The 24,176-nt window shown below is 39.5% G+C and carries 20 protein-coding genes; 8 read left to right on the top strand and 12 right to left on the bottom strand.

Annotation, left to right across the window (positions count from 1 at the left end):
* Position 1 precedes the first annotated feature (1 nt).
* From UABAM_RS21415 to UABAM_RS21405, 3 genes are all read right to left on the bottom strand, one after another.
* Positions 2 to 736: a DUF6134 family protein gene (locus tag UABAM_RS21415; RefSeq protein ID WP_151970034.1), complete on the bottom strand. Its 735-nt coding sequence runs from the start codon at positions 734 to 736 to the stop codon at positions 2 to 4.
* 66 nt (positions 737 to 802) lie between these two features.
* Positions 803 to 1,090 (bottom strand): hypothetical protein, encoded by a 288-nt coding sequence (locus tag UABAM_RS21410; protein ID WP_151970033.1) that lies wholly within the window; start codon positions 1,088 to 1,090, stop codon positions 803 to 805.
* 204 nt (positions 1,091 to 1,294) lie between these two features.
* Positions 1,295 to 2,329: a pentapeptide repeat-containing protein gene (locus tag UABAM_RS21405; protein ID WP_151970032.1), complete on the bottom strand. Its 1,035-nt coding sequence runs from the start codon at positions 2,327 to 2,329 to the stop codon at positions 1,295 to 1,297.
* A gap of 47 nt (positions 2,330 to 2,376) precedes the next feature.
* Between UABAM_RS21405 and UABAM_RS21400 the strand changes: the two genes are divergently transcribed.
* The 3 genes from UABAM_RS21400 (at position 2,377) to UABAM_RS21390 (ending at position 5,392) form a co-directional block, all read left to right on the top strand.
* The gene (locus tag UABAM_RS21400) at positions 2,377 to 3,324 is read left to right on the top strand and encodes a fatty acid desaturase (RefSeq protein ID WP_151970031.1); all 948 of its coding nucleotides are present in this window, start codon (positions 2,377 to 2,379) and stop codon (positions 3,322 to 3,324) included.
* Positions 3,325 to 3,580: 256 nt separating this feature from the next.
* Positions 3,581 to 4,786 carry a hypothetical protein gene (locus UABAM_RS21395; protein WP_151970030.1) on the top strand — a complete coding sequence of 402 codons (1,206 nt, stop codon included), beginning with the start codon at positions 3,581 to 3,583 and terminating at the stop codon, positions 4,784 to 4,786.
* 171 nt (positions 4,787 to 4,957) lie between these two features.
* Positions 4,958 to 5,392, top strand: coding sequence for an MAPEG family protein (locus UABAM_RS21390; RefSeq protein WP_151970029.1), 435 nt, complete (start codon positions 4,958 to 4,960; stop codon positions 5,390 to 5,392).
* Here UABAM_RS21390 and UABAM_RS21385 read toward each other — a convergent pair.
* The 8 genes from UABAM_RS21385 to UABAM_RS33795 form a co-directional block, all read right to left on the bottom strand.
* A complete protein-coding gene (locus UABAM_RS21385; RefSeq protein ID WP_151970028.1) occupies positions 5,379 to 6,233 on the bottom strand; it encodes a hypothetical protein in 855 nt (284 codons plus the stop codon). The two genes, UABAM_RS21390 and UABAM_RS21385, sit on opposite strands and share 14 nt — an antisense overlap.
* 65 nt (positions 6,234 to 6,298) lie before the next feature.
* Complete coding sequence (locus UABAM_RS21380) at positions 6,299 to 7,129, bottom strand: fatty acid desaturase family protein (protein WP_151970027.1); 831 nt, start codon at positions 7,127 to 7,129, stop codon at positions 6,299 to 6,301.
* Positions 7,130 to 7,140: 11 nt separating this feature from the next.
* A complete protein-coding gene (locus tag UABAM_RS21375) occupies positions 7,141 to 7,701 on the bottom strand; it encodes a TetR/AcrR family transcriptional regulator (RefSeq protein WP_151970026.1) in 561 nt (186 codons plus the stop codon).
* A gap of 204 nt (positions 7,702 to 7,905) precedes the next feature.
* Entirely contained in the window at positions 7,906 to 9,789 is a 1,884-nt protein-coding gene (locus tag UABAM_RS21370) for a hypothetical protein (RefSeq protein ID WP_151970025.1), read from the bottom strand.
* 159 nt (positions 9,790 to 9,948) lie between these two features.
* Positions 9,949 to 10,875 carry a response regulator gene (locus tag UABAM_RS21365; RefSeq protein WP_151970024.1) on the bottom strand — a complete coding sequence of 309 codons (927 nt, stop codon included), beginning with the start codon at positions 10,873 to 10,875 and terminating at the stop codon, positions 9,949 to 9,951.
* A 133-nt stretch (positions 10,876 to 11,008) separates the two neighbouring features.
* Positions 11,009 to 11,572 (bottom strand): inorganic diphosphatase, encoded by a 564-nt coding sequence (locus tag UABAM_RS21360; protein WP_151970023.1) that lies wholly within the window; start codon positions 11,570 to 11,572, stop codon positions 11,009 to 11,011.
* Positions 11,573 to 11,822: 250 nt separating this feature from the next.
* Positions 11,823 to 13,583: a hypothetical protein gene (locus tag UABAM_RS21355; protein ID WP_151970022.1), complete on the bottom strand. Its 1,761-nt coding sequence runs from the start codon at positions 13,581 to 13,583 to the stop codon at positions 11,823 to 11,825.
* Between the two features lie 166 nt (positions 13,584 to 13,749).
* Complete coding sequence (locus UABAM_RS33795) at positions 13,750 to 14,253, bottom strand: hypothetical protein (RefSeq protein ID WP_229759291.1); 504 nt, start codon at positions 14,251 to 14,253, stop codon at positions 13,750 to 13,752.
* A 254-nt stretch (positions 14,254 to 14,507) separates the two neighbouring features.
* Here UABAM_RS33795 and UABAM_RS21345 point away from each other — a divergent pair, with 254 nt between their 5' ends.
* The 5 genes from UABAM_RS21345 (at position 14,508) to ruvB (ending at position 23,174) form a co-directional block, all read left to right on the top strand.
* Entirely contained in the window at positions 14,508 to 17,273 is a 2,766-nt protein-coding gene (locus tag UABAM_RS21345) for an FHA domain-containing protein (RefSeq protein ID WP_173013475.1), read from the top strand.
* Positions 17,274 to 17,276: 3 nt separating this feature from the next.
* Positions 17,277 to 18,251, top strand: a complete 975-nt coding sequence (locus UABAM_RS21340; protein ID WP_151970020.1) for a pilus assembly FimT family protein — start codon at positions 17,277 to 17,279, stop codon at positions 18,249 to 18,251.
* Positions 18,252 to 18,253: 2 nt separating this feature from the next.
* Entirely contained in the window at positions 18,254 to 19,228 is a 975-nt protein-coding gene (locus UABAM_RS21335; RefSeq protein ID WP_151970019.1) for a DNA polymerase III subunit, read from the top strand.
* Between the two features lie 69 nt (positions 19,229 to 19,297).
* Complete coding sequence (locus UABAM_RS21330) at positions 19,298 to 21,862, top strand: AAA family ATPase (RefSeq protein ID WP_151970018.1); 2,565 nt, start codon at positions 19,298 to 19,300, stop codon at positions 21,860 to 21,862.
* 280 nt (positions 21,863 to 22,142) lie between these two features.
* Positions 22,143 to 23,174 carry a Holliday junction branch migration DNA helicase RuvB gene (gene ruvB, locus UABAM_RS21325; RefSeq protein ID WP_151970017.1) on the top strand — a complete coding sequence of 344 codons (1,032 nt, stop codon included), beginning with the start codon at positions 22,143 to 22,145 and terminating at the stop codon, positions 23,172 to 23,174.
* A gap of 50 nt (positions 23,175 to 23,224) precedes the next feature.
* On the opposite strand, the gene UABAM_RS21320 is transcribed toward ruvB, so the two are convergent.
* Positions 23,225 to 24,133, bottom strand: coding sequence for a sulfotransferase domain-containing protein (locus UABAM_RS21320; RefSeq protein ID WP_151970016.1), 909 nt, complete (start codon positions 24,131 to 24,133; stop codon positions 23,225 to 23,227).
* Positions 24,134 to 24,176: the final 43 nt, after the last annotated feature.

The following is a 24,176-nucleotide window of genomic DNA, read 5'->3' as shown; positions in this document are numbered from 1 at the left end:
TCTAGTTGCCTTTTGTCATGTTGTTGAGAACAATTTCTACAGTATATCCTTTCAGGACGTCTTTTTGTTTGAGCATTACATTACGTGGGCTAAACCAAAATTCCCAACTTCGTCCTTGCGATTTTAGCAAAGTATTGTAAATGCTTTTTCCCTTAAATTTGAAAGGAGTACCACGTCTTTTCAAAAACGAAAGTTGTGAAACGGTTCCATCTTCGGGGTTAATCAAATTGTATTGTTTACGATGCTTAAAAGAAACGCCCAAGTTCCAAGCATTGTTTGTCGAAACAGGCGCCACAGTCGTCAATGCTCTACCGTCTAGTGTTCCCACCATTTTTCCACCTTGACGTTTTAACTTCAACACAATCTTTGTTCCATTTTTCACGGTATAGGTTTTCATCGATTGTAACTGACCATTTTTCCATATTTCTTCGCATTGGTGCTCGTAGGTTACCGTAAAAAACAGTAGCGCGCGAAAGGAAAACTTAATACTCGATTTCATCAATACCGAACCATCACCTCGAGGGGTAACAACCATTTTTTGCCAGCCGCTTAGGTTACTCTCTACATAAACTTTGTAGTCATAGGTTCCGGCCAAATTCACAAATTGTTGCTGTGCAATTTGGTCTACGGATTGATTTTTAACTACCATGCGTACAGGTTTTTCGCCTTCCATTTTTGTTGCCACTAAGTTGCCACTTAAAATGAAAACCATGAGAAAAGTTACAAAGTAATACATAATATTGCCTTCCTAAATAAGTTGAAATTCTACGCATTAAAGACCTTTTCAATTGTATCACAAACTTTACAAAGTGTCATCGGAGTTTTTTTGTGATAGCATCATTCCCAAATTAAATAACGCGCTAAGTAAAACAAGTTGTAGGAGTAAGCTAGCTATATTTAAAATATATGAGTATTGAAATCCTACTTGATCGAGAAACCGATAGCCTATTTGCACTGCAATTCTTCCGAGCAGAAAGATCATAAAAAGAAGTTTCGCCGGACAATCCGGCCATTGAGAAACAATTAACACTCCCAAAATAGGAATCACAAGCCACATAATCTGCAATAAAGAAACAAAATCCGCTCCCATATTTTACTCCCAAACAACAAAATCAATGAAAAATGTTTATAAATACCAAGATCTTCTGGTATAACGGAAGGGGATTATAACAAATATAAACAGCACAAAATATTGAAAAACAATGAGAAATAAGCGAGTGGAATATATTTATATTTTGCGACATAGAAGTAGCAAAAACCTATATTTTTGCTAAAAAAATCGTGCATCGGTTACTTACGCATATACCTCAGTTTTAAATTCTTGCAATTCGCGCTTCTCTTTCACTCTCTTTTTTTTCATAAAAAAGGCAATTGCCATGATAACAATGCTCCAAAAGCCACAGACACAACAAAAAATTGTAAAAGTCACCAAACTGTTCATATAAGCTCTAAGGAATGCAAGAATAATAAGTAAAGGAAAAATGTCAAATATAGGAAATAAGTATGTGTTTTTCTGAAAAAGTAATTTTCTCTTTTCAGCGCTTTGTGGAAGTTCTACATTTTTTGCAAATAATGTCAGATCCGAGTAATAGATTTTGTCGAGAACAGTGTCTTCAAAAGAACAATAACGCAAGTCCGTTACTTCACGAGGAGAAAAATTGGCCTGCTGCAAATCACAATTCTCAAAGGACGTATCTTTTAAATTACCGCAAAATAATGCTTTGTGCAAACGACAGCGGATAAATTTTGTTTTTGCAAACGATGTATAGGTAAATAATGGTCTTTTGAATAAGGACTTGCTGTTAAAATTACAATCAATGAAAGTTGTTCCCTCAAGTATACAACTGGAGAAATCAACGCTTCCGAGTTGACAATTTATAAAAGTGCAATCAGACAAATCGCTATGAGCCAATTTCAATTTGCGACAGAGAGCATCACTCAAGTTTTCAAATACTCGACCACGAAAATTTTTTCGCGATATCTGCCAATATTTATACCATCGTAGGCTTGCAACAAACGCTGCAAAAAAACCCAAAGCAAACATAAACATCACAATTTTTGCTTTGACAAGAGCATCGGCATAACCAATATCACTAGGAGCATAGGTTTTGCCATTTATAGTAATAGTCAAGGTTTCATGAAGGTGCATTGTCAAAGAAAGTACGACAAATGCAATGCAAATAAATAAAGTAAAGATGAGCATGACTATATTTGTATAACCAGGGGCATTTGAATCTGTTAACTGGTATTTCAATCGTGACTCCTTAACAAAATGAATACGTGGACTAAGTAGTAACGACGAAGACGACACAGGTGTTTGTTTTTTCATACACAAGTCTGTATTTTTAGTCTACAAAAACCTTACAGGAAATAATTATGGATGAAAAATTTTATAAAAGTAGTGATCTAACCAAGGAAAAACTCCGACAAATGCTTGCCAAAAGTAACCATCCGGCCTCCGTGCGTTTCATGATCATGTACATATTGTTTCTGGTAACCTCAGCTCTAGTCGTCGTGTGTTGGACACGTAGTTGGTGGGAGTTAACAATTGCTTTTATAGGGTACGCGGTTGTGGGGTGTAGCCTTTTTGCATGTGAACATGAAACGGTTCACAACACCGCCTTCAAGTCGCGTTCACTAAATCGTTTCGCTGCTTTTCTTTGTGGAATTGGACATTTATATGCCCCGACAGCATTTCGTGAATTACATTTTACGCATCACCGTCATACACACATACCAGGTAAAGACCCAGAAATTTCTCTTGGCGGCAAACCAGCTCCTTCTGTAGTGGCAAACTTACCCATGTACTTGGGATGGCTATCGGGTTTTCCATTGCTGCTTTTCAAACTCAACATGCTCGTAAGCGGCACGCTGGGAATGCCAGAGTTTCTGCGCCGCATGCTATTTCCGTTCATCAATCAAAAAGTACGCAAGCAACTCGCACTCGAAAGCATGTTTATTTTGGGTGTACACATAGGAGTTGTATTCTTCGCTATTTTCGTTCATCCTGGTTTTTGGGGAATTCTTATTGGGCAGGTAATTGCACATTGTGTACTGGCGAACTATTTAATCCTAGAGCACAACGGTCTACCTCATGAAGGAAACATATTGCAAAAAACGCGAAGTATACAAACCAACCGCTTCATAAAACTCGTGATGTGGAATATGCCGTATCACGCAGAGCACCATGCCTATCCAGGAGTTCCCTTTCACGCGTTACCACAATTAAGTCGCGAAATCTCTAACGAACTCGTCCACAAACAAGATGGTCATTTTCGCTTTCACCTCAAAATGCTAAAGGGAGAATTCTGTATGAAGGAATGAATGAGTTACAGTGGAGAAATGACAATGTATAGCGAAAATCTTTCGCATAGTTATTGTTTTGCTTTTGACACAGAAGATTTTATTCTTTTATGAAAAACTTGCATAAAAATAAAAACTCCTGGTAGAATGTATGTTAGAAGCCACTATTTAAAGTGGAAATGCACCTAATTTCTCATCACAAATCAGCGTGTAAACTTTCATGCCATACAATCGTAGTTCTGTGATGAAAAAATGATGTACATCTGGATGGTAAACAATGGCACCAAATAATTATCGTTTAAGAGCATGTGATTTGGCTTTTTCCCCGCGTGGACATCTGTTGTATGCTGCAACGCGTGGAAATATAGAGCGCCTTAGTTGGCCAGACCTTAAAGTCCAATTTACATGGCCTGCTCCCTTAGGATGGTATAACTTACAGCGACAACTCGCGATATCCCTCGATGGCTATATTGCGGTTTCGAATTGGGGAAGTGATATTGCTGTTTTAACACCTAACTGGGAAGTAAAGCACTACTTGACACTGGCGGATAACGAACAGTTTGTAATAAGCGATTCTCTCCAAGAAAATCCTGGCGAATTTGAAAGCAACAAAATACTGAAGTTACACTTCGACGGAAAACAAAATTTATGGATATTCACTACGGATAATTTTTTATATTGTTTTGATATTAGCAGCAATAAATGTTTGCCGATTTTCCAAAATAAAATAGCCGACTCTATTTCGAATGCTTGCATTTTACCCCAACAGAAGAGTGTTGTATATATCAGTGGGTATCGTGGCGAAGCACACGCTTATCATTGGGATTCTAACAGCACAACACGACTTTCTTATGAAAAAGAATCCTCCTCTTACCATGGTGAAACATATAAATACGAAACACTTTACGGCATTATTTCCCTCCAAGTAAATATGGAAAACACCTACATGATTTTTTCCTCAAAAACCCCACATATGATGGTTGCCGCACTACAAGACAATAAATGTTACCCGAAAGATGTGATTTTCTGCGAGCAAAAGAGTAGCCCTGCTTGGCGTTTAAAATGTCCAAGTCGTACCATGGCTCACGCTTTTCATCCACATCAAGAAATCATCGTTTCGACCAACATTGCCGGAGATTTATTGTGCATTGATCAACGCAAAGGCCACATATTAAAGAGTTCTTCCAAAGCTTATTTTCCAGGCTACCCCAAAGATGCCAGTTATTGGGTAGATCGTTTAGAAATCCAAGTAGAGGTCAATACACATCAAGAAATTTCCATCGAACATCGCAATCCACAAGGACCAGCAGCGGAAATGGAGAGATACGACAAAATCATTGCCGTCAATGGCGAGAAAGTCAACGGCTTCCACGACTTTTTCCTACAAATAGAAAACAGTGATCGCCATTGCTACATTCAAATAATACGAGATGAGTCGTTAACGGAAATAAAAGCGGACTTAGATATTTCGTCCTATGAATAGTAGCGTGTTTTCTGGAACTACAAAACAAAATGGTTTTGCAATTTTGACCGTAAGTAATAATTGAACAACACTTTACACGACCAAATTGTACAATTCCAACAGCAAGTTGAAGTAGTTTCATTTTGATAAAACAACAGCGAGCTGTTGGGCACGATTATCAAGGAGAGTATTATGGACAATAAAATTATTTTTTTACCGCTCTTTGCACAGGTGGCATTGACGGGAATGGTTTGGCTGTGGATGTATGTTACACGGCTCAAGGAAATATACGTAAAGAAAATCAATGTTCAAGACTTGGCGGATTCTGCGGCAAAACGCGATCTTCTGAAAAAAGTTTCAGGTCCTTCGGATAATTTTATCAATCTATTCGAAATGCCGGTGTTGTTTTATGTCGCCATTTTTGTGATATACAACACCGGTATTGTTAGTTCACTGTATATTACTCTTGCTTTTTGTTTTGTGGGACTTCGTTTTGTTCACAGTGCAATACAAGGTACATATAATCGCATCAAACACCGTTTTGCTTTTTATCTACTTAGTTCTCTGTCCCTATGGACTATGTGGGTCATCATCATCGTGGAAATTGTGTCTACTATGGAGTTTTGATTATTTTGTACACATAAATTTCGTGTATTTCGCGTGTGTAGCCAGGATAAAAACCTTTTGGCATACCCAAGACAATGCGTTTTCCGCGATTAAAGTGCATTAATAGTTCATTGGTTGTGGGGTCAACGGCGAGGCCTTCTGCTTCTCCGGGAAATTTTATGTCATCGAAGGTCTTTTCCATTGTGACGCTAGCCGTATTATTTTTATGAAGCACAACGCGATACAAATGATCCCACTGTTGTTTTTCGGCATCACCATCATCTGCGGAAAGGTATAAATTTCCTTTGTAGTAAAATATTCCTTGTTGCCATTGTGGTGCTGGGTTTAGGCGTACCTTGCGCAGATAGTTTCCGGTTGTGAGATCGTATTCGTATATATGGTTTCCACTTTCCCCCCCTACCCACGAACACATCCACACCGTTTTTCGGTCACGATCAACACAAATACCGCTTACTTCTTCTTGTCCAGAGGAGGCGTCAAATTTGAAGGTGCGTTTAAATTTCAACGTTTTTGCATCGTGAATAGCGATTTGAATATCCTTGCCCTTACCATCCATAAAATACTCGGCACTGATAAACAATTCACCATGGAAAACGTCAATGTCCCCGATGTGATTACAAGGAATTTTGTAGCTGGCAAATGGTGTTGTGTTTTTGGCAACGAGTTTGCCATTTTTATCGTATTTGTATAGTGATTTACTACCACTCACAAAGTAATGTTGCCCATCCGTGGCGACACCTTGACGCCCGTCTACTTCCAAACAGCGCAGTAACTTATATTTTGTTTGCTCTGCACCGATACAGCACATAAAAATACATAACCACAACATATTTCTCATCATAGTGTCCTAACTCAGTAAAGAAAGTTATCTTGTTTAGAGTGTATAATAATCATAATCAAATTATACTATGAAAGACCAGAAATAGGTGCGCCTTTTTCGCGTAAATCATCTTCTATTTCTTCAAAACAAGTTTTGTAGTGATAGAAAGGTATTTTCGGATACAAATGGTGTATTAAGTGATAATTATGTCCAAGGAAAAGGGCATTGAGTCCTGGAAAAAGAATAATCCGCGAATCCATAAAACGTTGTTGAACTTGGTGCGGATGGTGCGGTAACCAGTCAAAGACCAATGCGAGAAAAGCACTCGAAAGTATGACCGGAATTAACCATAGTACACAAAAAACGTATATGTATCCAAGAGCATAAGGAACAAGTATCATCGTAGCGATGGCAAAAGTAGCAATGACATTTGCGCGCCACGAACATATGGCTTTTGGGGATTCTCCAAGAATAGCTCCCCCTAAATTACTAAAGTAGTGAAAAAAAATTGTCAAGCAACGCAGAGCAACTTTCCACCACTTATCCGCTGCCACCCAGTAATCGGGATCTTCATGAGGATTGTTCGTAACCCCATGATGACGAAGATGAATACGGCGAAACACTGAAAAAGGTACAAGAAAAAATCCAGAGAATACCCAACCCAAAGCGGGGTTAAGCCACTTCCATCTCTTGTGACTACCATGAATATTCCCATGAGAGGCTTCGTGAGCGACAGAAAACGACAGATATAGTAATATGGTATGCCACACACCTAAGTAAATCCATAAATGAGGGTTATTGGTGGCGAAAACAGTCGAAACACCAAAACCAAGTAAGATAAAAAGCGCTAGAAAAAGAGTTGGCCATGCGAAATGATTTGTGTACTTTCGCCATACGTTATTATTTATTGTCGCCATATTACATCTCCTTAATGATTCGCGTCTTTGTCAAAATAGGGAGGTAAACCAACGATGGTCAACAAGTGGTTCAAAATTTCGATATATTCTTCATGGGAGATACGTGGTAGCAAATGTTGACACCCGATGTAGCAAGTGTAGATAAGCTTTGCGTTTTTCTTGTTGTAGATTTTGTCGTCACTTATGCTATGTAGATATGTTTCTAAAAACTGTATGCGCATATCATCCACTTGTTGTTGAAAATGATGTACGGCTTCATTTTGTGAAGCCCAAACGCGGATAGCCATTTCCACTTTTTGTGGAATTACCAATACTTTTCGAATTAACTCGTGAGCTCGTAGTGTCGGAGCGTCTATTTTTTCAATACTACTTATGATCTCTGTTGTATATCTTTGGCTCCAATATTCCAATAAGCCATGAATATATTTTTTGCGACTCGTAAAGTGATGATAAAAAGAACCCTTTGTCATTTGTAATTTCTGACAGAGACAATCAATCGTAAGCTGCTTCTCTCCGCTTTCACCTAAAATATCAATACCCACTTCGAACCAATGTTTTTTTGTTTTTTTCATGACATCCTCAAAAACATACTATACGGTATGGTACGTTTTATAGCATATTTTTGTCAATGCAGCAATAAAAAAAGAGGAAAGTTGATGCGTCAACTGCGGAATGGTAGCGTTTAGAGGAAAAGTGATGTGTAAAAAAATCGGCTGCCATCCGTAAAATTAGCATGGCAGCCACAAATTTCAAAATAAACTACGTTAACCTACATCTTAGAAATCATCATAGTCGTCATCAAAGTCTGCTGGTTCAAAGATAATAACTCCCTTACTATACACCTTCGACTCCACAGCAACTTCATTATCTTCACATGTTTCTTCAACACGTGCAATAATATCGTCAATTGATTGGCGATTCAGTAACCATTTTACGCGAAAGGTAAAATAGTCTGATCCTGCTCCTTGTGAACCAGGAAGAATTTTCATTGCTGGTCTACGGCCGAATTTCATATCGGCAATCGCGTCCATAATGCGACGTTTCTTGCTACCCAAGTTCACAAATTTTAGTTCGTACACGTTATCTGGTAATACTGTTTTACGACTGCGAACCTGCGCACGAATCTTTTTGTACGCCACAAGAGCTACGTTCTTAATTGCCTGTTGCATCGCACCTTTTCTCCCGCGGTATTGTATCGCAACGGGCTTTGCTGTTTTCCCTGAAGTAATTTGAAATTTCCACAATTCCTGTGCTGTTTGTTGCCATACACCACGGCAACGCATTGTCGCATAAACCATATTGCCAGCATATGGATCACGTACGATTCGTGTTTCGACATCCAAATAAATCAAAAGATTTACCTGATTAAACTTTCTTGCGACATATGCCGAAGGATCTGCCCCCGCGCTCAGTCCTAACATTTGTGCTTCTTTTTTCATCAAACGATCTATCGCACGTAAATCGCGAATTACCATGTCTTGACCTAGCTTGTCTTGTAAAGTGTCAAACATGACATCTTTATCACTATGAAAACTGCCTCTTTCCGCGATAAGAGCCACGCGCATGCCTTTCAATTTTGAGCGTGTCTTGTCAAATAAATAGCGAATGTCTTTTAATAACTTATCTTCTTTTATGCGAACGCGTATCGTAATTTGACGTCGGTTAAATCTTTTCACTATCTGTGGTTTATCCGCGGAACCAATAGTGTACTCGCGCCAATTTTCTGCTAGGTGTTGTTCAATTTCATTCTCATGCGCTTCAAAATCACTACTATCATAATTTTTCTTTAAATACTGCAACATTGCTTTACGCCATGCTCTTGCAATTGCTCCGCGAGGTATACTACCTTTTCCTGTAACCACATACCAATTTCCATCGTCATAGTTTTCGACGGGCTTTTGACGTTCTTGCAACTGACGACGTAATTCGTTGATGGTCGCAGAAAGCATCTTATTTTGTTGCAACAATGCGTCGCGCTCTTTTTGCAAATCAGAATAGCTTTGCGATTGTGAATTGTAACGATTATTGGCATCATTTATTTGTTGTAGATAACCTTGCTTTTCACTACGTAGCTTGTTAACAATCGCCAATAAATCTTCGTTATCGCGCTTTGCCTGCGAGCAACGGTTATTTGAATCTTCGTATTTTGTTTTGTACATCTGCACTTCTTTGCGTAACCTCTGGATTTCCACTAATAGCGCCGCATTTTCACGCTGGCTTTGATCGCATCGGTTCTGTGCTTGATTGTACTTATTTTGATAATTTGCGCTTTGGCGTTTCGTGTTTTCCAATAACGCGTAAGCATCTTGTAATTTCTTATTTAAACTTTGTTGCTGAGCGTTCAAATCTTGTAAGGCTTGTTGCTGTCTTTGCATGTCCGCTACATTTAAATTATAACGTCGTAGCAATTCTTGGTACTGCATTTTGTATTTGAGACTATAGGCTAACAATGCTTTTATCTTCTTATTCATACTTTGGAAAAAAATCATTTGCGATTTTTCTTCCGCATTGAGTGTTTTCCAAATATTTTTTACTTTTGCGTGTAGTTGCGTATCTTGCTGTAATAAAATTTCAATTTGTTTCTCTTCATATTTTTCTTCTACCAACTGTGACCAGGTAAAAGAACTAAAAATTAAAATAAGACCAATTAAAAATCTCATAGTTTTGTTCCTTTATAGAGCCTTACGGTAAGATTTTGAATACCTTAGTACGAAAGTGCCATTACAAAGAATAGCATCTGTTTGTCCATAACGAACGAGTGGAATTCTCATAATATTATGATGTGATTTTTGTGGTATGACAAATGGTAAAATAGATTTTTATGAATTATCGCGTAGAGCTTCATCAATAAGGCGTGCGCCTTCAAGCAAAATAGAGGTAATAGGAGCATCTATCTCATCTTCGATATCAACATCCTGGTAGTAAAAGGCAAACTTTCCGCCTTGCCAAGTCAGTGCATTGTAGATCGCCTCTTCGTTGACAAAATCAACGCCTTCGCTTTCGGCTTTAAATATTTCACCTTTTACGACATACGCTTGCACTTTTTCGGTTTTATCGACATTGTCTAAGATAAGTATGCCGGTTTTTCGTTCGAGATTGATCATCGAAAGTACAGAAGAAAGACCGATTTGCATTAGACTGCCACTAAGGATTGTATGAACAACTGGCATTTTACTTTCGGTTTCGCTCTCTTCAAAGTTGTCGATGAGAACGAGGTCGTCTTCTTCGTAAGCAGGTTCCTCGGTATTGTCAACTTCAAACTCATCAATCGACATAAACTCATCGCTGTCGGCAATGTATTCATCGACAATATTATTTTGTCGTGCTGGTGTGTTGTACATACCGGTATTTTCGAATTTTTCGCGAAATGCACGTGATTTTTTAAGAACTTCAATGGTGGTTGCAATAAGTTTTTTGGGGGAGAATGGTTTCGAAATATATGCGTCAGCGCCGAGGCGAAAGCCTTGTAGTTCATCTTTGGGATCATTTTCAACAGATAGGAAAATGACAGGTATCAGGGAGAACATTGGGTTAGCTCGCAACATGCGGATTAGTTGCCAACCCGTCATCCGCGGCATGTTTACATCTAAAATAACCAAATTGGGTTTTTCTTCGCGAATTTTATCCAACGCTTCTTGTCCATCACGAGCTTCTACAACGACACAACCGTCGCGTTCTAATATTTTTTTTAGAGCCAAACGAATGATGGGATCATCATCGACTGTCATTATACTCAATGGGGACATAGTTTTTACTCTTCATCTTCCAATTTGTACATTAGTGTTATTCAGACTTTAAATATGGCCAACTCTGCGAATATACCATAGCGGTACTTTTTTGCAAGCTATTTTTTGATGTAAAGCTTTATAGGAAAATAGACTATTTCGTTTTTTTCCTGGTCCGCGATTTTTTCTTCGTGGTGAAATGCTTTTTATACGACTTGTGGCTGTCCATAATTACTTTCAAAGCTTCTTCTTTACCGCGAAAGTCATCAACAATAACTTTTTTATCCTCTAGAATTTTATAATCTTCAAAAAAGCGCTTAAGTTCGCGCATGCGGTGAACGGGTAGATCTTCAAGGTTGTCGTATGTACAGTATTCGGGATCATGTTGGTGAACAGCGATAATCTTATCATCGGCCTCGCCTTCATCTAACATATTCATCAAACCTATCGGTTTCGCAATAAGCATCGATAGAGGATGAACTGGTTCTTGTCCGAGGACTAAGATATCAAGTGGATCCTTGTCTTCGCAATATGTTTGTGGAATAAAGCCGTAGTTTGCAGGGTAATGGATGGAACTGTACAGAACGCGGTCAACCTTAATAATGCCTGTTGTTTTCTCTAACTCATATTTGTTCTTTGATCCCTTGGGAACCTCGATAATGGCATTTATTAAAAGAGGGCTTTCTTCACCAATGGGAATATCATGCCAAGGATGCATAGTATCTTTCTAAATATAGGTAAAAAAACATAGGGCTGTCATCATTGCAAATAATAGACACCGTATTCTCTATGAAAATTTTTGGATCTCGCACTCGAATAACGCAGTACTCTAAATGATGACACCATCTAGTGACTTTTACAAAAAAATAGCGTGGTTTTTGCCGTATAGTTTACATCACCATGCAGCAAAAATCACGCTATTTTTTATGCCTTAGCCAAACAAAGTCTACTACGCAGATACAAATTTTTTAGTCAAAAGCATATGACAAAAATTCATTTAGCGCTATGTTGTAGGAGTATTTCCATGACGTTTTCAGAAAATTTTTCGTCATTCGCCTTCCAACATTGCTAGTTGTGAGTCTTTCCAGTTGGTTAAATCTCTGGTGAATTAACTCTTTGCGCAATACTTTTTTGAAAGATTTCCACGCAATATTCAAAGCTACTTTTTTCAATTTTGCCAAAGTAAATTTTTTCGACTCTTGTTCAGCAATTTTTACAAATGTGTAACCTGTTGCACGACCAAACAATACTTTACCCGATTGGCTGATCAACTTAGAGTTTCCAAGGGTGTATATCGTGTGTAAATAGTCCACTGCATCCCAAACCGCCAAACCAAATTCTGCCCATGTAGGTTTGGAACCATACCAGAAATAGTTCATGGTTGTTTTTACTAAGTCAGGCATTAAATCTTTTGATCCCTGGAAACTTGGTATACCATACTCATCAAATGAAAATTTGTTGAGATAGTGTTTTCCACGATCATAGCCATCTGATAACAATAGATTTATTGCTTCACTTCTACGTGCACTGTATGTAGCGAGTAGTAAACCGTTTGATGAATATTTATCGATAATACTCTCGATTTGAAGTCGTTTTTCTTCTTGCTTTGCATAATCAAACAATAGCTTTAAAGGAGCGACCCCGTAACGGTTTAAAAAACGGCATAGAAACGTTTTGTGTCGTGGATAGTAGTGATAAATTAAAGCCGCAGGAAGATAGTCCCCCATACGCGCAATTAATTCTTTCCCTTCCTCAACTTCAGAACATAGAGCAAAGGCAAAACTATCGACAAACGTGTAGTTCAGTACGCCTTCTCGGTTTAACGACTTCACTTGTTGCGTCACAGATGTAATCCACATTTCGTCTGTAGGATCTTGGACATGTGACGCCAGATAGTGCCCGTTAGCATTTAAAAAATCTAATGCGGAAACAATTCCCATTGTCTCGACAAGTCTTTGGTACAATCTCGGGAAACGTACGGCAGTACGCCAGCCAACAATAGATGACTTGTTGTAAGCTTCAACGAAACTTTTGCCACCTATTTGGAGTTCCCTCAAAACTTCGCGTCTTTCTCCTGGCTTGTAAAAAGTGGCGATAGATGCCACGACATCGCCGTATTTGTCCATTGCGGCGATACCATCTTCTTTTGTTTCCAGCAAGAAAAACGCTGCATGTGGTTTTTCTTGAATCGCCTTGCGAACAACAGGAGATGCTTCACTATACAACTCGACCAGTCTCGATGCCAAATACGCAGAATTGGCTTCTAGATCCGTGATTAAGTGTTCTTTAGACTGCGAGTTTGAACGTAGTAACAATCCCAAAAGCTTTGGCTTATGTTGATATTTTCTCAATTTTTGGGCATAGGCTTTTAAAAAGTCAGCATTATGACTCGTCGCCTTGAAAAATTTCACCGCTTCTGCTGCACTTGTTTTTGTCGACAAGTAGTGAAAGTAACCAGGAAAAACTTCCATGGTGTATATCGCAGCAACGGGATCTTCGCTTAACGCCTCTATCGCAAAAAATCCTTGCCTCTGAGAATAATATTCCGTTAACTTGGGATATTTTCTGTAGACATGCTTGATTAAATTTTCTTTGTTGGCATTTTTGTGTATTATTTTTTGGATATCTCTGGGAATAGGTGTTTCGCTTGTAACAACTGTTCCGAAAAACATGCAAAAAAGTGCTAGAGCAGTAATTGTATTTTTTAGAGAGCAAATCGCGCGTATCATATAAAACCTCCTTTGGCATAAGAGTTATATGCTAAAATTAGGATACACAGTAAAATCGTATCTCACGATTTATCCTATATTTAGCTACATATATTATACGATGTGATCCGCGCAATTCGCAATTTTTTTTTATTTTGTTACCAAAATAGCGACAAAAAGCTATATGCTAATCTAAGTCTTCCAAGTACTCACTTTCCTTTTTGCGTTGCTTTTTGGTCTTTTTCTTCATGCTTTTCTTACTTTTGCGTTTCTTTTTGGTCTTTTTCTTACCTTTTTTTGTACGAGACTTCTTTTTGGCTTTTTTGCTTTTTCCTTTTGATTTCCCAGTACTCTTCTTGTTCTTCGCTTTATTTTTAGAGATCTTTGAACTATGTTGTGCTTTTTGCGTTTTTAAAGTTGTGGGGAGTAAGTATTTGGTGTCGTTAAACATATAAATCTTACCTTTTATTTTATATCGCGAAAACAAATCGATGCTTTTGCTCAATTTTTCTAAAAGAGGCGACTCCAGTAACACGAACCATTTACCATAATCATCTCCGACGCCTTTTACAATATAACGATCCCCATAGAAATGTATATTTCCGTCTACTTCGGTAACTTTACCTGAATTTTGCTGTGCATATCCAAAACACAATGTAGACAGTACGAGAACCAATATTATTTTTTTCATAAACAAATCCTTATAGAGTTTAAGTTGGTATTGAGATAATTTCTGTTAAAAGCAACCATCATGCCAAACCAAAACCCAAAAACTTAAGCGTATAAAAATGAACAACTTACAAAAAAATCCATTTTAGAGGCACACAAAAATGTGAGAAAGTTATTGCTCTTATATTTTTTTTTTGTGCACGTTACTGCAAGTGATATAATAAGATGACTCGGAAAAGTGGTCTACACCACAAAAAAGCATGGAGGGCTGTCACTATGAAGTTGACATTTAAAAACAGGGGTGAGGAACAGTCTCACACTCTAGGAAAAGAACCAACAACTATTGGTCGTTCCGAAAACAACGTTATTCACCTAGACGATAATAGTTGCTCGCGAAACCATTGTATAATAGAGTATCGCGATAAAAGTTATCAGATTGTAGATTTACGTAGTTACAATGGAATTAAAGTAAATGGCGAAAAAGTAACCTCACATACCTTAGGGCATGGTGATGTAATCACGGTTGGAAAAACGGTGATGAAAGTTATTGATAATTTTCTGTTCGCCAGTGATTGTAGCATCACAGCAACACATGCACGCAAAATACAAAATGAAAGTTTTTTTACCGAATTGACAAAGTGGCGCGAAATTCCATACGCAACTCATTTTGTGGTAGGGCTTTTAGTATTGTTTTCTCTATCGTTATTTGTGAGAGTTCGCGAAAATTTCGATTACTACAGTCACAGTGTTGCGAAATACAAGGAAATTCTTGCACAAGACCTTGAAACAGAAGTGGCCATCAAAAAATTTGAAGAAATTGTCGAAGTTGTACCAGGAACATCATTGGCCAAGGCCATTCAACTAACAATTGAACGTCTAAAACAAAAAGAAACTTACTTTGCCAACGCCAATGAAGCGATCAACTCTGTTCGTAAAGCCTACGAGACAGGAAGCTACTCTCCACAAAAATATATGTATGTACTAGAAGATTTGAATAAAATCTATTCGGAGCCAGAGATTGCGACCGTGGTCAAAGCGGAATTGGTTAAAGCAAAAAATGACTATGAAGCAGAAATCGCCAGCGTTTTCGAAGGAGTAAAAAGTTCGGCGCAACTTAAACTAGAACAGGGCAATTTTCAAGCGGCCTTAAAGTACTATAAAAATTTCTCCCGAGACTACCCCATAAAGCGTTGGCAAGACAAAGTAGATTTTGAAATCACCAAAACATATGCGCTGCAACGCGAAGATTGGGTTGCCTTTAACGAAAGAATAGATTATCTACAAAGCAAAAATCGCTTTCTGGAAGCGCGTATGCAGGTATTAATGAAATACGAAAACTATTTGAATACCCCTCTAGCCAACGAAGTACAAACACTGCTTACTTCCTTACAGAAAAACAAAAGCCAAGAGGTTGTTGCTGTTACGGTGAAAAAAAGCTCTTATATTCCCAACATCGCCAGTTTTTTAAATAAGTACGACGTCAAAAAACTTATCAAAAACGACGAGTGGACTAAAATCATTAAAGAGCTAGCCAAATTGCGCAATGAAACACAAAATAGTAAAACGCGCGCAGTTATTGAACAATACGCGAAAGACTTTAAAAGCCTAGCGCGCTTACAAAACAACTTTTTCGCTTCGTGGAAAGACATAAAAGACTTTACCATTCCTATGGCCAACAAAGAAGCATTTGTTCGCGACATACAAGGGAAAACCCTTATTCTTGGTTTACGTGGTGAGTTAGGAACAATACATTTTAAATGGGGAAGTTTACCTGCAGAGGCAAAGTTGTCGGCGTTACGAAAACTTCCTTTTGATAAAAGCAATGCTTTTGGCCTAGCGAGTTTATGTATGGTTTCAGGTCTAGAAGACAGCGTCCACGAAATCTTAATTGCGATACTGGATAGTTTTCCGAGTAGCAAGACAAAAGTAGATAGTTTTTTCTCGCGTTGGACGGGTGTCGAAATTCCCAAACCAGATGGCTTTATCGTTTTTCGCGATTTACTGATTCACCCGAAAGAAAAAACCTTAGTAGAGTACCGTGAAGAAGTCAAAAAGTTTTGTCGTTCACAAATCACCAACCCTAGCAGAGATTTTGACGGTGAATTACAGACAATACACAGAAAAATTAACCGCGTTTCCAATTTGGAAATCAAGGATACTCTACTCATTGCCTTGGGAGAAAATCTATTTTCGACCCGCCAAAAACTAATGCAAAAAGTACAGAACAGCTTCGATTTTGCCGCAGTAAAGTATTTGCAGCAACTCAAACAAGAATTGGAAAAAAGACGTAAACACGCATTAGAACTCATTTTCGATGAAAAAACATATCCTGCGGATGAAACAAAAGGTGCGGCAGCACAGCCAGATGTTGATAAACGCGTAGCCGCCGTACGCGAAATATGGGATACCCCTTCCAAGGGAATAGAAAAACTGTCTCCAAGAATACTGAAAAGCAAAAAGATCATCTCGCAAATAGATTCGTTTTTAACCAAAAAATATCCAGACATGTACTCGATTGCGCAAGAAGATCGACTAGAATCGCTCAATTCGTTTATTGATGGTCGTCTTGATATAAAAAATTATGCGGAAAATCCGCGAGAGCAACAACGTATCAAAGACAGCTTGAAAGTCATGCAAGAAAACGATAACGGCACAAATGACGCCACATCCACCGAGAGAAGACAAGTAGCGATCACCAACGCCTATCGTCACATGATGGGGCGTGTTGCTGTCAAAATCAATAGTTCACTAACTGTTGCTGCACGAAAGCACAGTGGTCACTTGCGTGCCAACAAAATTTTTGCCCACGTAGTACCTGGAGAACCGGAAGGCGAAACACCAGCACAAAGAGCTAGAAACGCCGGATACACAGGTAGTGGGGTTGGAGAAAATATTTATATGGGGCGTACTTCGCCTCAAGAAGCACACAATGGTTGGGTTCACAGCGCAGGCCACCATCGCAATATTCTCAATCCACGCTGGAGAGCGATGGGTTCTGGACAATCAAGCAATTATTGGACACAAAAATTTGGAAATCAATAACAAATGAGACGCTTTTCAACAGTTAAAGGTATTACTTTGATAGAACTTATGGTCGTTATGGCCATAATTTCTATCGTACTTGGCGCAAGCAGTGCTTTTTTTACGCAGTTCAATAAACGCCTTGCGGTTCAAGGAGCAGCATTTGAGATTCGCAATGTATTGCGTTCGTGCAAGAACTACGCCGCCGAATCGCAGAACAAAAGCACGGTTCGCGTTGTAGAGGACGCTGTTATCCTACAAGGAAGTCGTTTGCTGGGCTGCTGGCATTTAGAAAAAATCAATCAGTCCACAAGCGATGGCTTTGGAGGACAAATTTCCATCGAAGGCGGTGAGATCGTTCCTGGTAAAGTAGGAAGTGCCGTATCGCTAAAGAAAATTGGACAAGTAAATTGCGGTAGTGTACAAGCACTGGGTTTGAACAATGGATTTATTATCTCTTTCTGGTGTTTCTTTTACACCGGGCAAACCGGAAATCGCACGATCTTTTCTTTAGGGGAAAATGGTAGTTTACAGTTAACTCCACAGCATACCATCGTTTTTAACTGGGGAGAAGAAAGTATACAAACCCCCGAATCCATACCTCTTTTTGAATGGGTACAATTAAAAATACGCTGCGATGGTGAAAAATCCTCGATTTTTGTCAATAATATCGAAGAAAAATCGCTAACATTTACCGATTTTATTCCCATAGAACATTATGATGCCGAATTGATTTTTGCGGAAGATGCACAGTTTAAACTAGATGAAATTGTGGTCGAAACACTGGTAGAGCTTGAACGTTACACTCTACCAGAAAATATAGTTTTCGGACCACGAACGACCCCGATTGTATTTGACGAAGCAGGAAAACTGCATCCACTCTATCACCAAGGAAACGCAAGCATTACTGTTATCGAACAGGGTACAGAAAAGCAATTCACTGTTAGAGCTTCTTTGATGGGACAATTAAAAATAGAGGAAAAAACCGAGGAGCAGTAATCATGGAGAGCACTTTATCCGCCACCGAGATCATTCACTATTTCCAAGAAAGTGTAAAACACGAACACATTTTTCACGCCTCATTGTTTATGGGAAGTGATCGTTTCTTACTCGAAAATACTCTCCAGCAAGTCATTGAGAAAATCTTCAGTCCCGAAACAGAAAATAGTAACATACGCCAAAAAGTCGCCGAAAAAATTCATCCAGACGTGATGGAAATTTCCGCAGAAGACAAAAAAAACATTTCCATCGATAAAATACGCAAAGTCATTGAAAACGCCGTCATAAAACCATGGGAAGCGAAGTATCGCATTTTTGTTATTTACAATATAGAACGCATGAGCATTGAGGCCGCCAATTCTCTTCTAAAAATATTAGAAGAACCTCCGGGACATGCTCTGTTTCTTCTCACCGCAGAAAATATTTATAGCGTGCCCGACACCATTCTCTCGCGTTGCCAAATGTTCAAGCTCCACAGTTTAGGAATAAAAAATACTTGCGAAACACTGGTGAACACTCACCAAATTCCTATTCATCGTGCCCAAGTGGCGGCACAACTCTCCGATGGTAATCTACAAAGTGCTCTAAGTATACTGGAGAATGATTGGCAAGTTCGCGATAGTTTAATTCAAATTCCCTTACGCAATCGCGATCCTATTTCCATATCCGAAGCGATCATGTCTTTTTGTGCCAAAGGCGAAGAAGGACGACAACAAACCAAGAAATGGATTGCGTTTTTGTGTAGTGTTGTACGCGATATGATGCTCGTTAAACTAGCCGGTGAGCAAATAAACACACAAATCATCAACAGCGACTTTTCCAAAGAATTGCAAAGAGCAACGGTAAACTACACCCATTACGAAATAACAACTTTTTTGGATTTTCTACTTCAGTGCTTGCACATGACAGAAAGAAATGTTTCCGTAGCACTCATTTGGGAAAACATCTGCATGTTTCCGCACAAAAATGAGAGGTAATAAAATCCCTACTTGAGTTCGATCATTGAATACAGAAAGGAGAGCAAGTTTTTTAACTTGTGATACGAAATGATAAAACAAATCGCAATTATTTTCTCTCTACTACTGGTTTTTTGTTATGCCGAAAGCAAAAGACTTTACATTAGTTCTATAGAAGTCTCCGCCAAAAAGCCCAACGGAAAATCTTGGGATTTTACCGGAAAAAAACCCGACGTTCGCATAGAAGTCTTACAACAAAAAAACGGCAAGTGGAAAAAGACTTTCACAAGTGCGCTATTCAAAAACACCACGAATATCGACCAGGTCATCAATACCAATATAGACGTTGATCATGGCAGCAAGGTAAAAATTAAAGTTGTCGACGTCGATAGTTTCCAAAACGATGTCATTGGAGAATACGAAGTTACCGTAACAGATGAAAAGACCCATACGGTAAATTTTTTCAGTGTCAAATCGCTATCGTACTTTTTTTCGCCGTATAAAACTTTCCTAGAGCATCAAAATGCCCTAAAGAAAAAAGCATCACAAAACGCACAGGTAGAAAGTTTACGAAAACAAATCGCCGAATTACGTGCAGAAAATGAGCGTTTACAACTACAACAACAAAGCTCGTCCTCTTCCGACGACAAATGGAAACAACAGTATGAAGCAAAACTCCGTGACTATAATACCCTGCTAAGCGAAAAATCGCGTTGGCAACAACAAAGTGCCAACTGGAAACGCCAATACGAAGACAAACAGCGCGAGTACAACGCTTTACAAAGTCAACAACCCCAGCAACAAAACACCACAAAATGGCAAACTCTGTACCAAGAAAAATCACAAGAGTACAACACTCTACAAAGTGAAAAATCGCGTTGGCAGCAACAAAGTGCCAACTGGAAACGCCAATACGAAGATAAAGAGCGCCAATACAACGCTCTACAAAGTCAAAAATCGCACTGGCAACAACAAAGCACAAAGTGGAAACAACAATACGAAGACAAACTACGCGAATACAATACTGTGCAAAATGAAAAATCGCGTTGGAAGAGACAATACGAAGACTTAAAAAAATCGTCCTTGGCCAATAACAATACAACTTCGAATAACACGACCGCGTCAAACAACAATACAACGAACAACTCTGACACAAATACTTCGAGAACCATCACCGCAGCGGAAAAACAAGCACGAACAAAATTAGACTCCATTTTTCGTTGGGCAAAATACGCCAACGGTAACCCCAACAAGCTGATGAACTACTACAAGCAAGCACAACCATTTGCCGATGTTCTCGCCAAATACCCCGCACAACATAAGGAACACCTAGAAAAATATCGTGCTCTACAAAAAAATGCCGAAGAAGCCCAGGCCGCCAAAATTGCCAAGGACATCAACTACGAACTTCGCAAAGCAAAATACTACCTGGACAAAAACAACGACTGGATCAAATACTACCGCGACAATCCACAACAAATGCAAAAGCTCTCCGACACCGACGCCCAGGGAATTGTCCAACAATTCAACAATAACATTGAACTAGGTAACGAAGCTTTGCAAAAACTCGAAAAGAAGTTTGGCACACATGCGATCATCGAAGCTTACAAAAAACAGTGGTTAACTTCACAAAAAGAAGTACAAACATTTACCAATAGCCTGTCGAATAGTTCCACCATCAATAACCTACAGAAACGCCTAGCGGAACTACAGAAGTCGCTAAACAAGCAAATAAACGGATACAAATCACCGCATTTTTCGCCGCTGAGTTTTGCCCACTACGCCGACGAATTACAAAGACTGCACACCCAATCGCAAAAAGATTTAGGTGCCGCACACAACGTGTCACAAGAGATCAGCAAAGCGCTGTTCTTGGCAAAAAAATGGACAGTAATTGCCTACTGTGATCAAGGAATACTCGCACGAAAGAACAACAATAAGTACTTCATGAAACAAAGTTTTGACAACGCCCAAAAAATTGTCGGCAACAACAAAGAGCTACAACAAATTTTTACTGAAAAAACCGCTTCGTCAAGTAACATTGGTCTTGCAGACGCAGAACTGCGCAAGGTAAAAGAAAAGCTGCTGCAACGCATTGCCGCTGAATCACAAAGACTGTCCCAAGACTTCAATAGCTACGACAGCCATTTTGAGCACATTCGACCCAAAAGACAACAAATACTCGACTCACTAGAATACGAAAAAGGTAAAGCTCTCTCCAACGCACAATTTACGACACTGCAATGGAGTAAAAACGGTTGGTACCTACAACACGATGGCACATTCTATTACACTTGGGATGCTAGTCTATGGAAAAGATTTCGCCAGATAGAGTTAGATCACTACAAAATTTTCAGAGATGTACGCAGCAAAATTTTACAAAAGTACAACATAAAAGACACCGAAGGACGCGTCGACTGGCATTTTCCGGGATTTCACGACGTGAAGTTCATCGCCGTGGTCGAAAAAACCGCGACCTATGTTGCCAAGAAAAACGTCCGCGATGCCTATGGCAGAGTCATTGCCCAAGTAGACCAAGATCCTATACAAGTAGTCAATGTACAAATCATGGGAATCAAGAGCAAATACTTTACCCTATGGTGCGACAACGACTCGCATCGCAATCTGCAAACCGATGATTTGTGGAATAAGTAGGTCCTTTTATCGCAGACGTGCATAAAATAAAGCAATAAGACAACCTAAGACGTGTTATGCCTCTCCCGTGGGAGAGGCATGAGCCTTGTTGCTTTCAGCGAAGCTGAAAGCAACAAGACGATGGTGAGGGCACCAATCGGCAAACGAAACCCTTACCACAAATGACAACCACCAGCAACATAACACGAACGACAATTTCGCAAAAAATATATGGAAATAATCCCCACTGCGCAGTAGAATATAATTTTAAGCCGTACTTTCACCGTATAAGAGATAAAAAATGGAAGAAGATAGATCCTTATCGAAAAACGAACTAGAAGAAGACCACGAACTAGAAGCCAGTCTGCGACCACTAAGTTTCGACCAATTTGTTGGCCAGACACAGGTTATAAGTAATCTACAAACGTATATAAAAGCCGCCACCTTACGCGAAGAAGTACTCGATCACGTTCTTCTTTCAGGTCCACCAGGCTTGGGAAAAACCACACTAGCACGCATCATCTCCCGAGAACTGGGTGCACAAATCACCATCACCTCCGGACCCGTGCTAAAAATAGCTGGAGACCTAGCGGGAATTCTCACCAATCTCGCCCACGGAGACATCCTATTCATAGACGAAATTCATCGTATGTACCCTGCGGTAGAAGAGTTTCTATACTCGGCAATGGAAGACTTCTCCATTGACATCATGATTGACCAAGGACCAAGTGCGCGCTCCATTAACTTAAAGCTAAAACCATTCACCTTAATAGGTGCGACAACACGCGAAGGCTTACTCACTGCCCCATTTCGTGCACGTTTTCTCATCCATGAAAAGATGTCACTGTATCCTGTAGATGACCTATTCAAGATCATACAACGCAGCGCAAAAATACTTAACTGCTCCATTACCGACCAAGGTGCTATGATGATCGCCAGTCGCTGCCGTGGAACACCTCGCGTTGCCAACCGTTTTCTGCGTCGTATTCGCGACGTGGCCCAAGTGCATACAGAAGACGGCGTTGTCGACGACAAGGTTGCTGCCCAAGGACTCGCGATGTTGGGAGTTGACGAAAGTGGTCTCGACAAGACCGACCGTAGAATACTGCAAACCATCATCGATTACGGAGGTGGACCAGTAGGGTTAAAAACACTAGCGATTGCGGTAGGAGAAGAAGACGATAGCATTGAATCGGTGTATGAACCGTTTTTGATACAAGAGGGCTTTCTACAAAAAACCTCACGTGGTCGTAAGGTCACAATGAAAGCGTATGACGCCATGGGAGTCAAAACCCAACGTCAAGATAGCCTGTTTGATGGCTTTGATAGTTAGCGTTTAAAATATTTGTACCGTTTACAAAACAAAGCGGTACAAATATTCTCTTACGACATCCACGGTATATCACACTCAGGAAGTAACTCCTTCAATTTCTCATTCCACGGCGCGTAATGCTCATCGAGTATTGTTCTCGCCTTTTTTGACATCGGCTTATATGGCTTACGATTTCCCTTAGAGTATTGCCCCTTCACCACCCACAATCCACGAAAGTTTTTTTCGATAAGTGGTGCGTAGTCCAGAGGAGGTAATTCGAGGAACTCTAGCAAATCCTTCATCACCACAAGCGGCTCTTCTTGGAAGTGTTCGAGAAAGATCACAAAAAGATTCTCGCGTGGAAATACATCTAACCATCTCTGCAAATACAACGAATAATAACCTAACCGTACAAGTTGCTCTTGTGGTTTGTTTTCGACGACCTTCATCTTGCGTTTAATCAAAGTAGTGAAATCTTGCTGAGAGCTTTTACTGGCTTCGCGAAATCTGGTGGATTTTTTTCCCATTTGGTATGCGGAGTAGGCGCGGTCTGCGGGGTTTCTTAGTAGTAGTACTAATTTTGCAGAGGGCATCATTTGTTTTACAATTTCGGCGGTGGGTGTTTGGTAGTTTAGGTCGTTGAAATATGCAGGGGATTTTTCAAATGTGTAGAAACGGTGTTTATCAAAATGTTTTTTACCACGTGAGTGCATAAAACACGGTTGTAAAACATAACGAATCCATTCCTGCTCTATGTCAATTACTTCATTGAAAAAATGAAGTTCTTTGTCTGATGCTCTTAGATTGGGATGCATCGATAGCCAAGTATGAAGCTCTCGTGTACCGCACTTTTGCGCTCCGATAATCAAAAAGCTGGGAACGACGTAATACAAATTGCGCTTGTCAATGGGGTACATCACAACAGTGCCCGCATCCAGGTCTTGCAATGTTGTTTCGGGATAGAATACAATTTTCCTCACGATAAACCTCTTTAATCTTGATTATTTTAGCCGCAACCACCAA

It is taken from the genome of Candidatus Uabimicrobium amorphum, from assembly GCF_009002475.1.
In the GTDB taxonomy this organism is placed as follows: domain Bacteria; phylum Planctomycetota; class Uabimicrobiia; order Uabimicrobiales; family Uabimicrobiaceae; genus Uabimicrobium; species Uabimicrobium amorphum.
The sequence above is the reverse complement of the archived record's forward strand: the minus strand, read 5'-3'. Positions and strand labels throughout refer to the sequence as shown.

What these genes read in the sequence shown, in the direction of transcription:
- UABAM_RS21340 (WP_151970020.1), top strand. Translation starts at nt 17,277, where the DNA reads ATGAGACGCTTTTCAACAGTTAAAGGTATTACTTTGATAGAACTTATG.
- UABAM_RS21380 (WP_151970027.1), bottom strand. Translation starts at nt 7,129, where the DNA reads ATGGCGACAATAAATAATAACGTATGGCGAAAGTACACAAATCATTTC.
- UABAM_RS21365 (WP_151970024.1), bottom strand. Translation starts at nt 10,875, where the DNA reads ATGTCCCCATTGAGTATAATGACAGTCGATGATGATCCCATCATTCGT.
- UABAM_RS21400 (WP_151970031.1), top strand. Translation starts at nt 2,377, where the DNA reads ATGGATGAAAAATTTTATAAAAGTAGTGATCTAACCAAGGAAAAACTC.
- UABAM_RS21335 (WP_151970019.1), top strand. Translation starts at nt 18,254, where the DNA reads ATGGAGAGCACTTTATCCGCCACCGAGATCATTCACTATTTCCAAGAA.
- UABAM_RS21355 (WP_151970022.1), bottom strand. Translation starts at nt 13,583, where the DNA reads ATGATACGCGCGATTTGCTCTCTAAAAAATACAATTACTGCTCTAGCA.
- UABAM_RS21395 (WP_151970030.1), top strand. Translation starts at nt 3,581, where the DNA reads ATGGCACCAAATAATTATCGTTTAAGAGCATGTGATTTGGCTTTTTCC.
- UABAM_RS21405 (WP_151970032.1), bottom strand. Translation starts at nt 2,329, where the DNA reads ATGAAAAAACAAACACCTGTGTCGTCTTCGTCGTTACTACTTAGTCCA.
- UABAM_RS21345 (WP_173013475.1), top strand. Translation starts at nt 14,508, where the DNA reads ATGAAGTTGACATTTAAAAACAGGGGTGAGGAACAGTCTCACACTCTA.
- UABAM_RS21410 (WP_151970033.1), bottom strand. Translation starts at nt 1,090, where the DNA reads ATGGGAGCGGATTTTGTTTCTTTATTGCAGATTATGTGGCTTGTGATT.
- UABAM_RS21360 (WP_151970023.1), bottom strand. Translation starts at nt 11,572, where the DNA reads ATGCATCCTTGGCATGATATTCCCATTGGTGAAGAAAGCCCTCTTTTA.
- UABAM_RS21385 (WP_151970028.1), bottom strand. Translation starts at nt 6,233, where the DNA reads ATGATGAGAAATATGTTGTGGTTATGTATTTTTATGTGCTGTATCGGT.
- UABAM_RS21330 (WP_151970018.1), top strand. Translation starts at nt 19,298, where the DNA reads ATGATAAAACAAATCGCAATTATTTTCTCTCTACTACTGGTTTTTTGT.
- UABAM_RS33795 (WP_229759291.1), bottom strand. Translation starts at nt 14,253, where the DNA reads ATGAAAAAAATAATATTGGTTCTCGTACTGTCTACATTGTGTTTTGGA.
- UABAM_RS21375 (WP_151970026.1), bottom strand. Translation starts at nt 7,701, where the DNA reads ATGAAAAAAACAAAAAAACATTGGTTCGAAGTGGGTATTGATATTTTA.
- UABAM_RS21415 (WP_151970034.1), bottom strand. Translation starts at nt 736, where the DNA reads ATGTATTACTTTGTAACTTTTCTCATGGTTTTCATTTTAAGTGGCAAC.
- ruvB (WP_151970017.1), top strand. Translation starts at nt 22,143, where the DNA reads ATGGAAGAAGATAGATCCTTATCGAAAAACGAACTAGAAGAAGACCAC.
- UABAM_RS21370 (WP_151970025.1), bottom strand. Translation starts at nt 9,789, where the DNA reads ATGAGATTTTTAATTGGTCTTATTTTAATTTTTAGTTCTTTTACCTGG.
- UABAM_RS21390 (WP_151970029.1), top strand. Translation starts at nt 4,958, where the DNA reads ATGGACAATAAAATTATTTTTTTACCGCTCTTTGCACAGGTGGCATTG.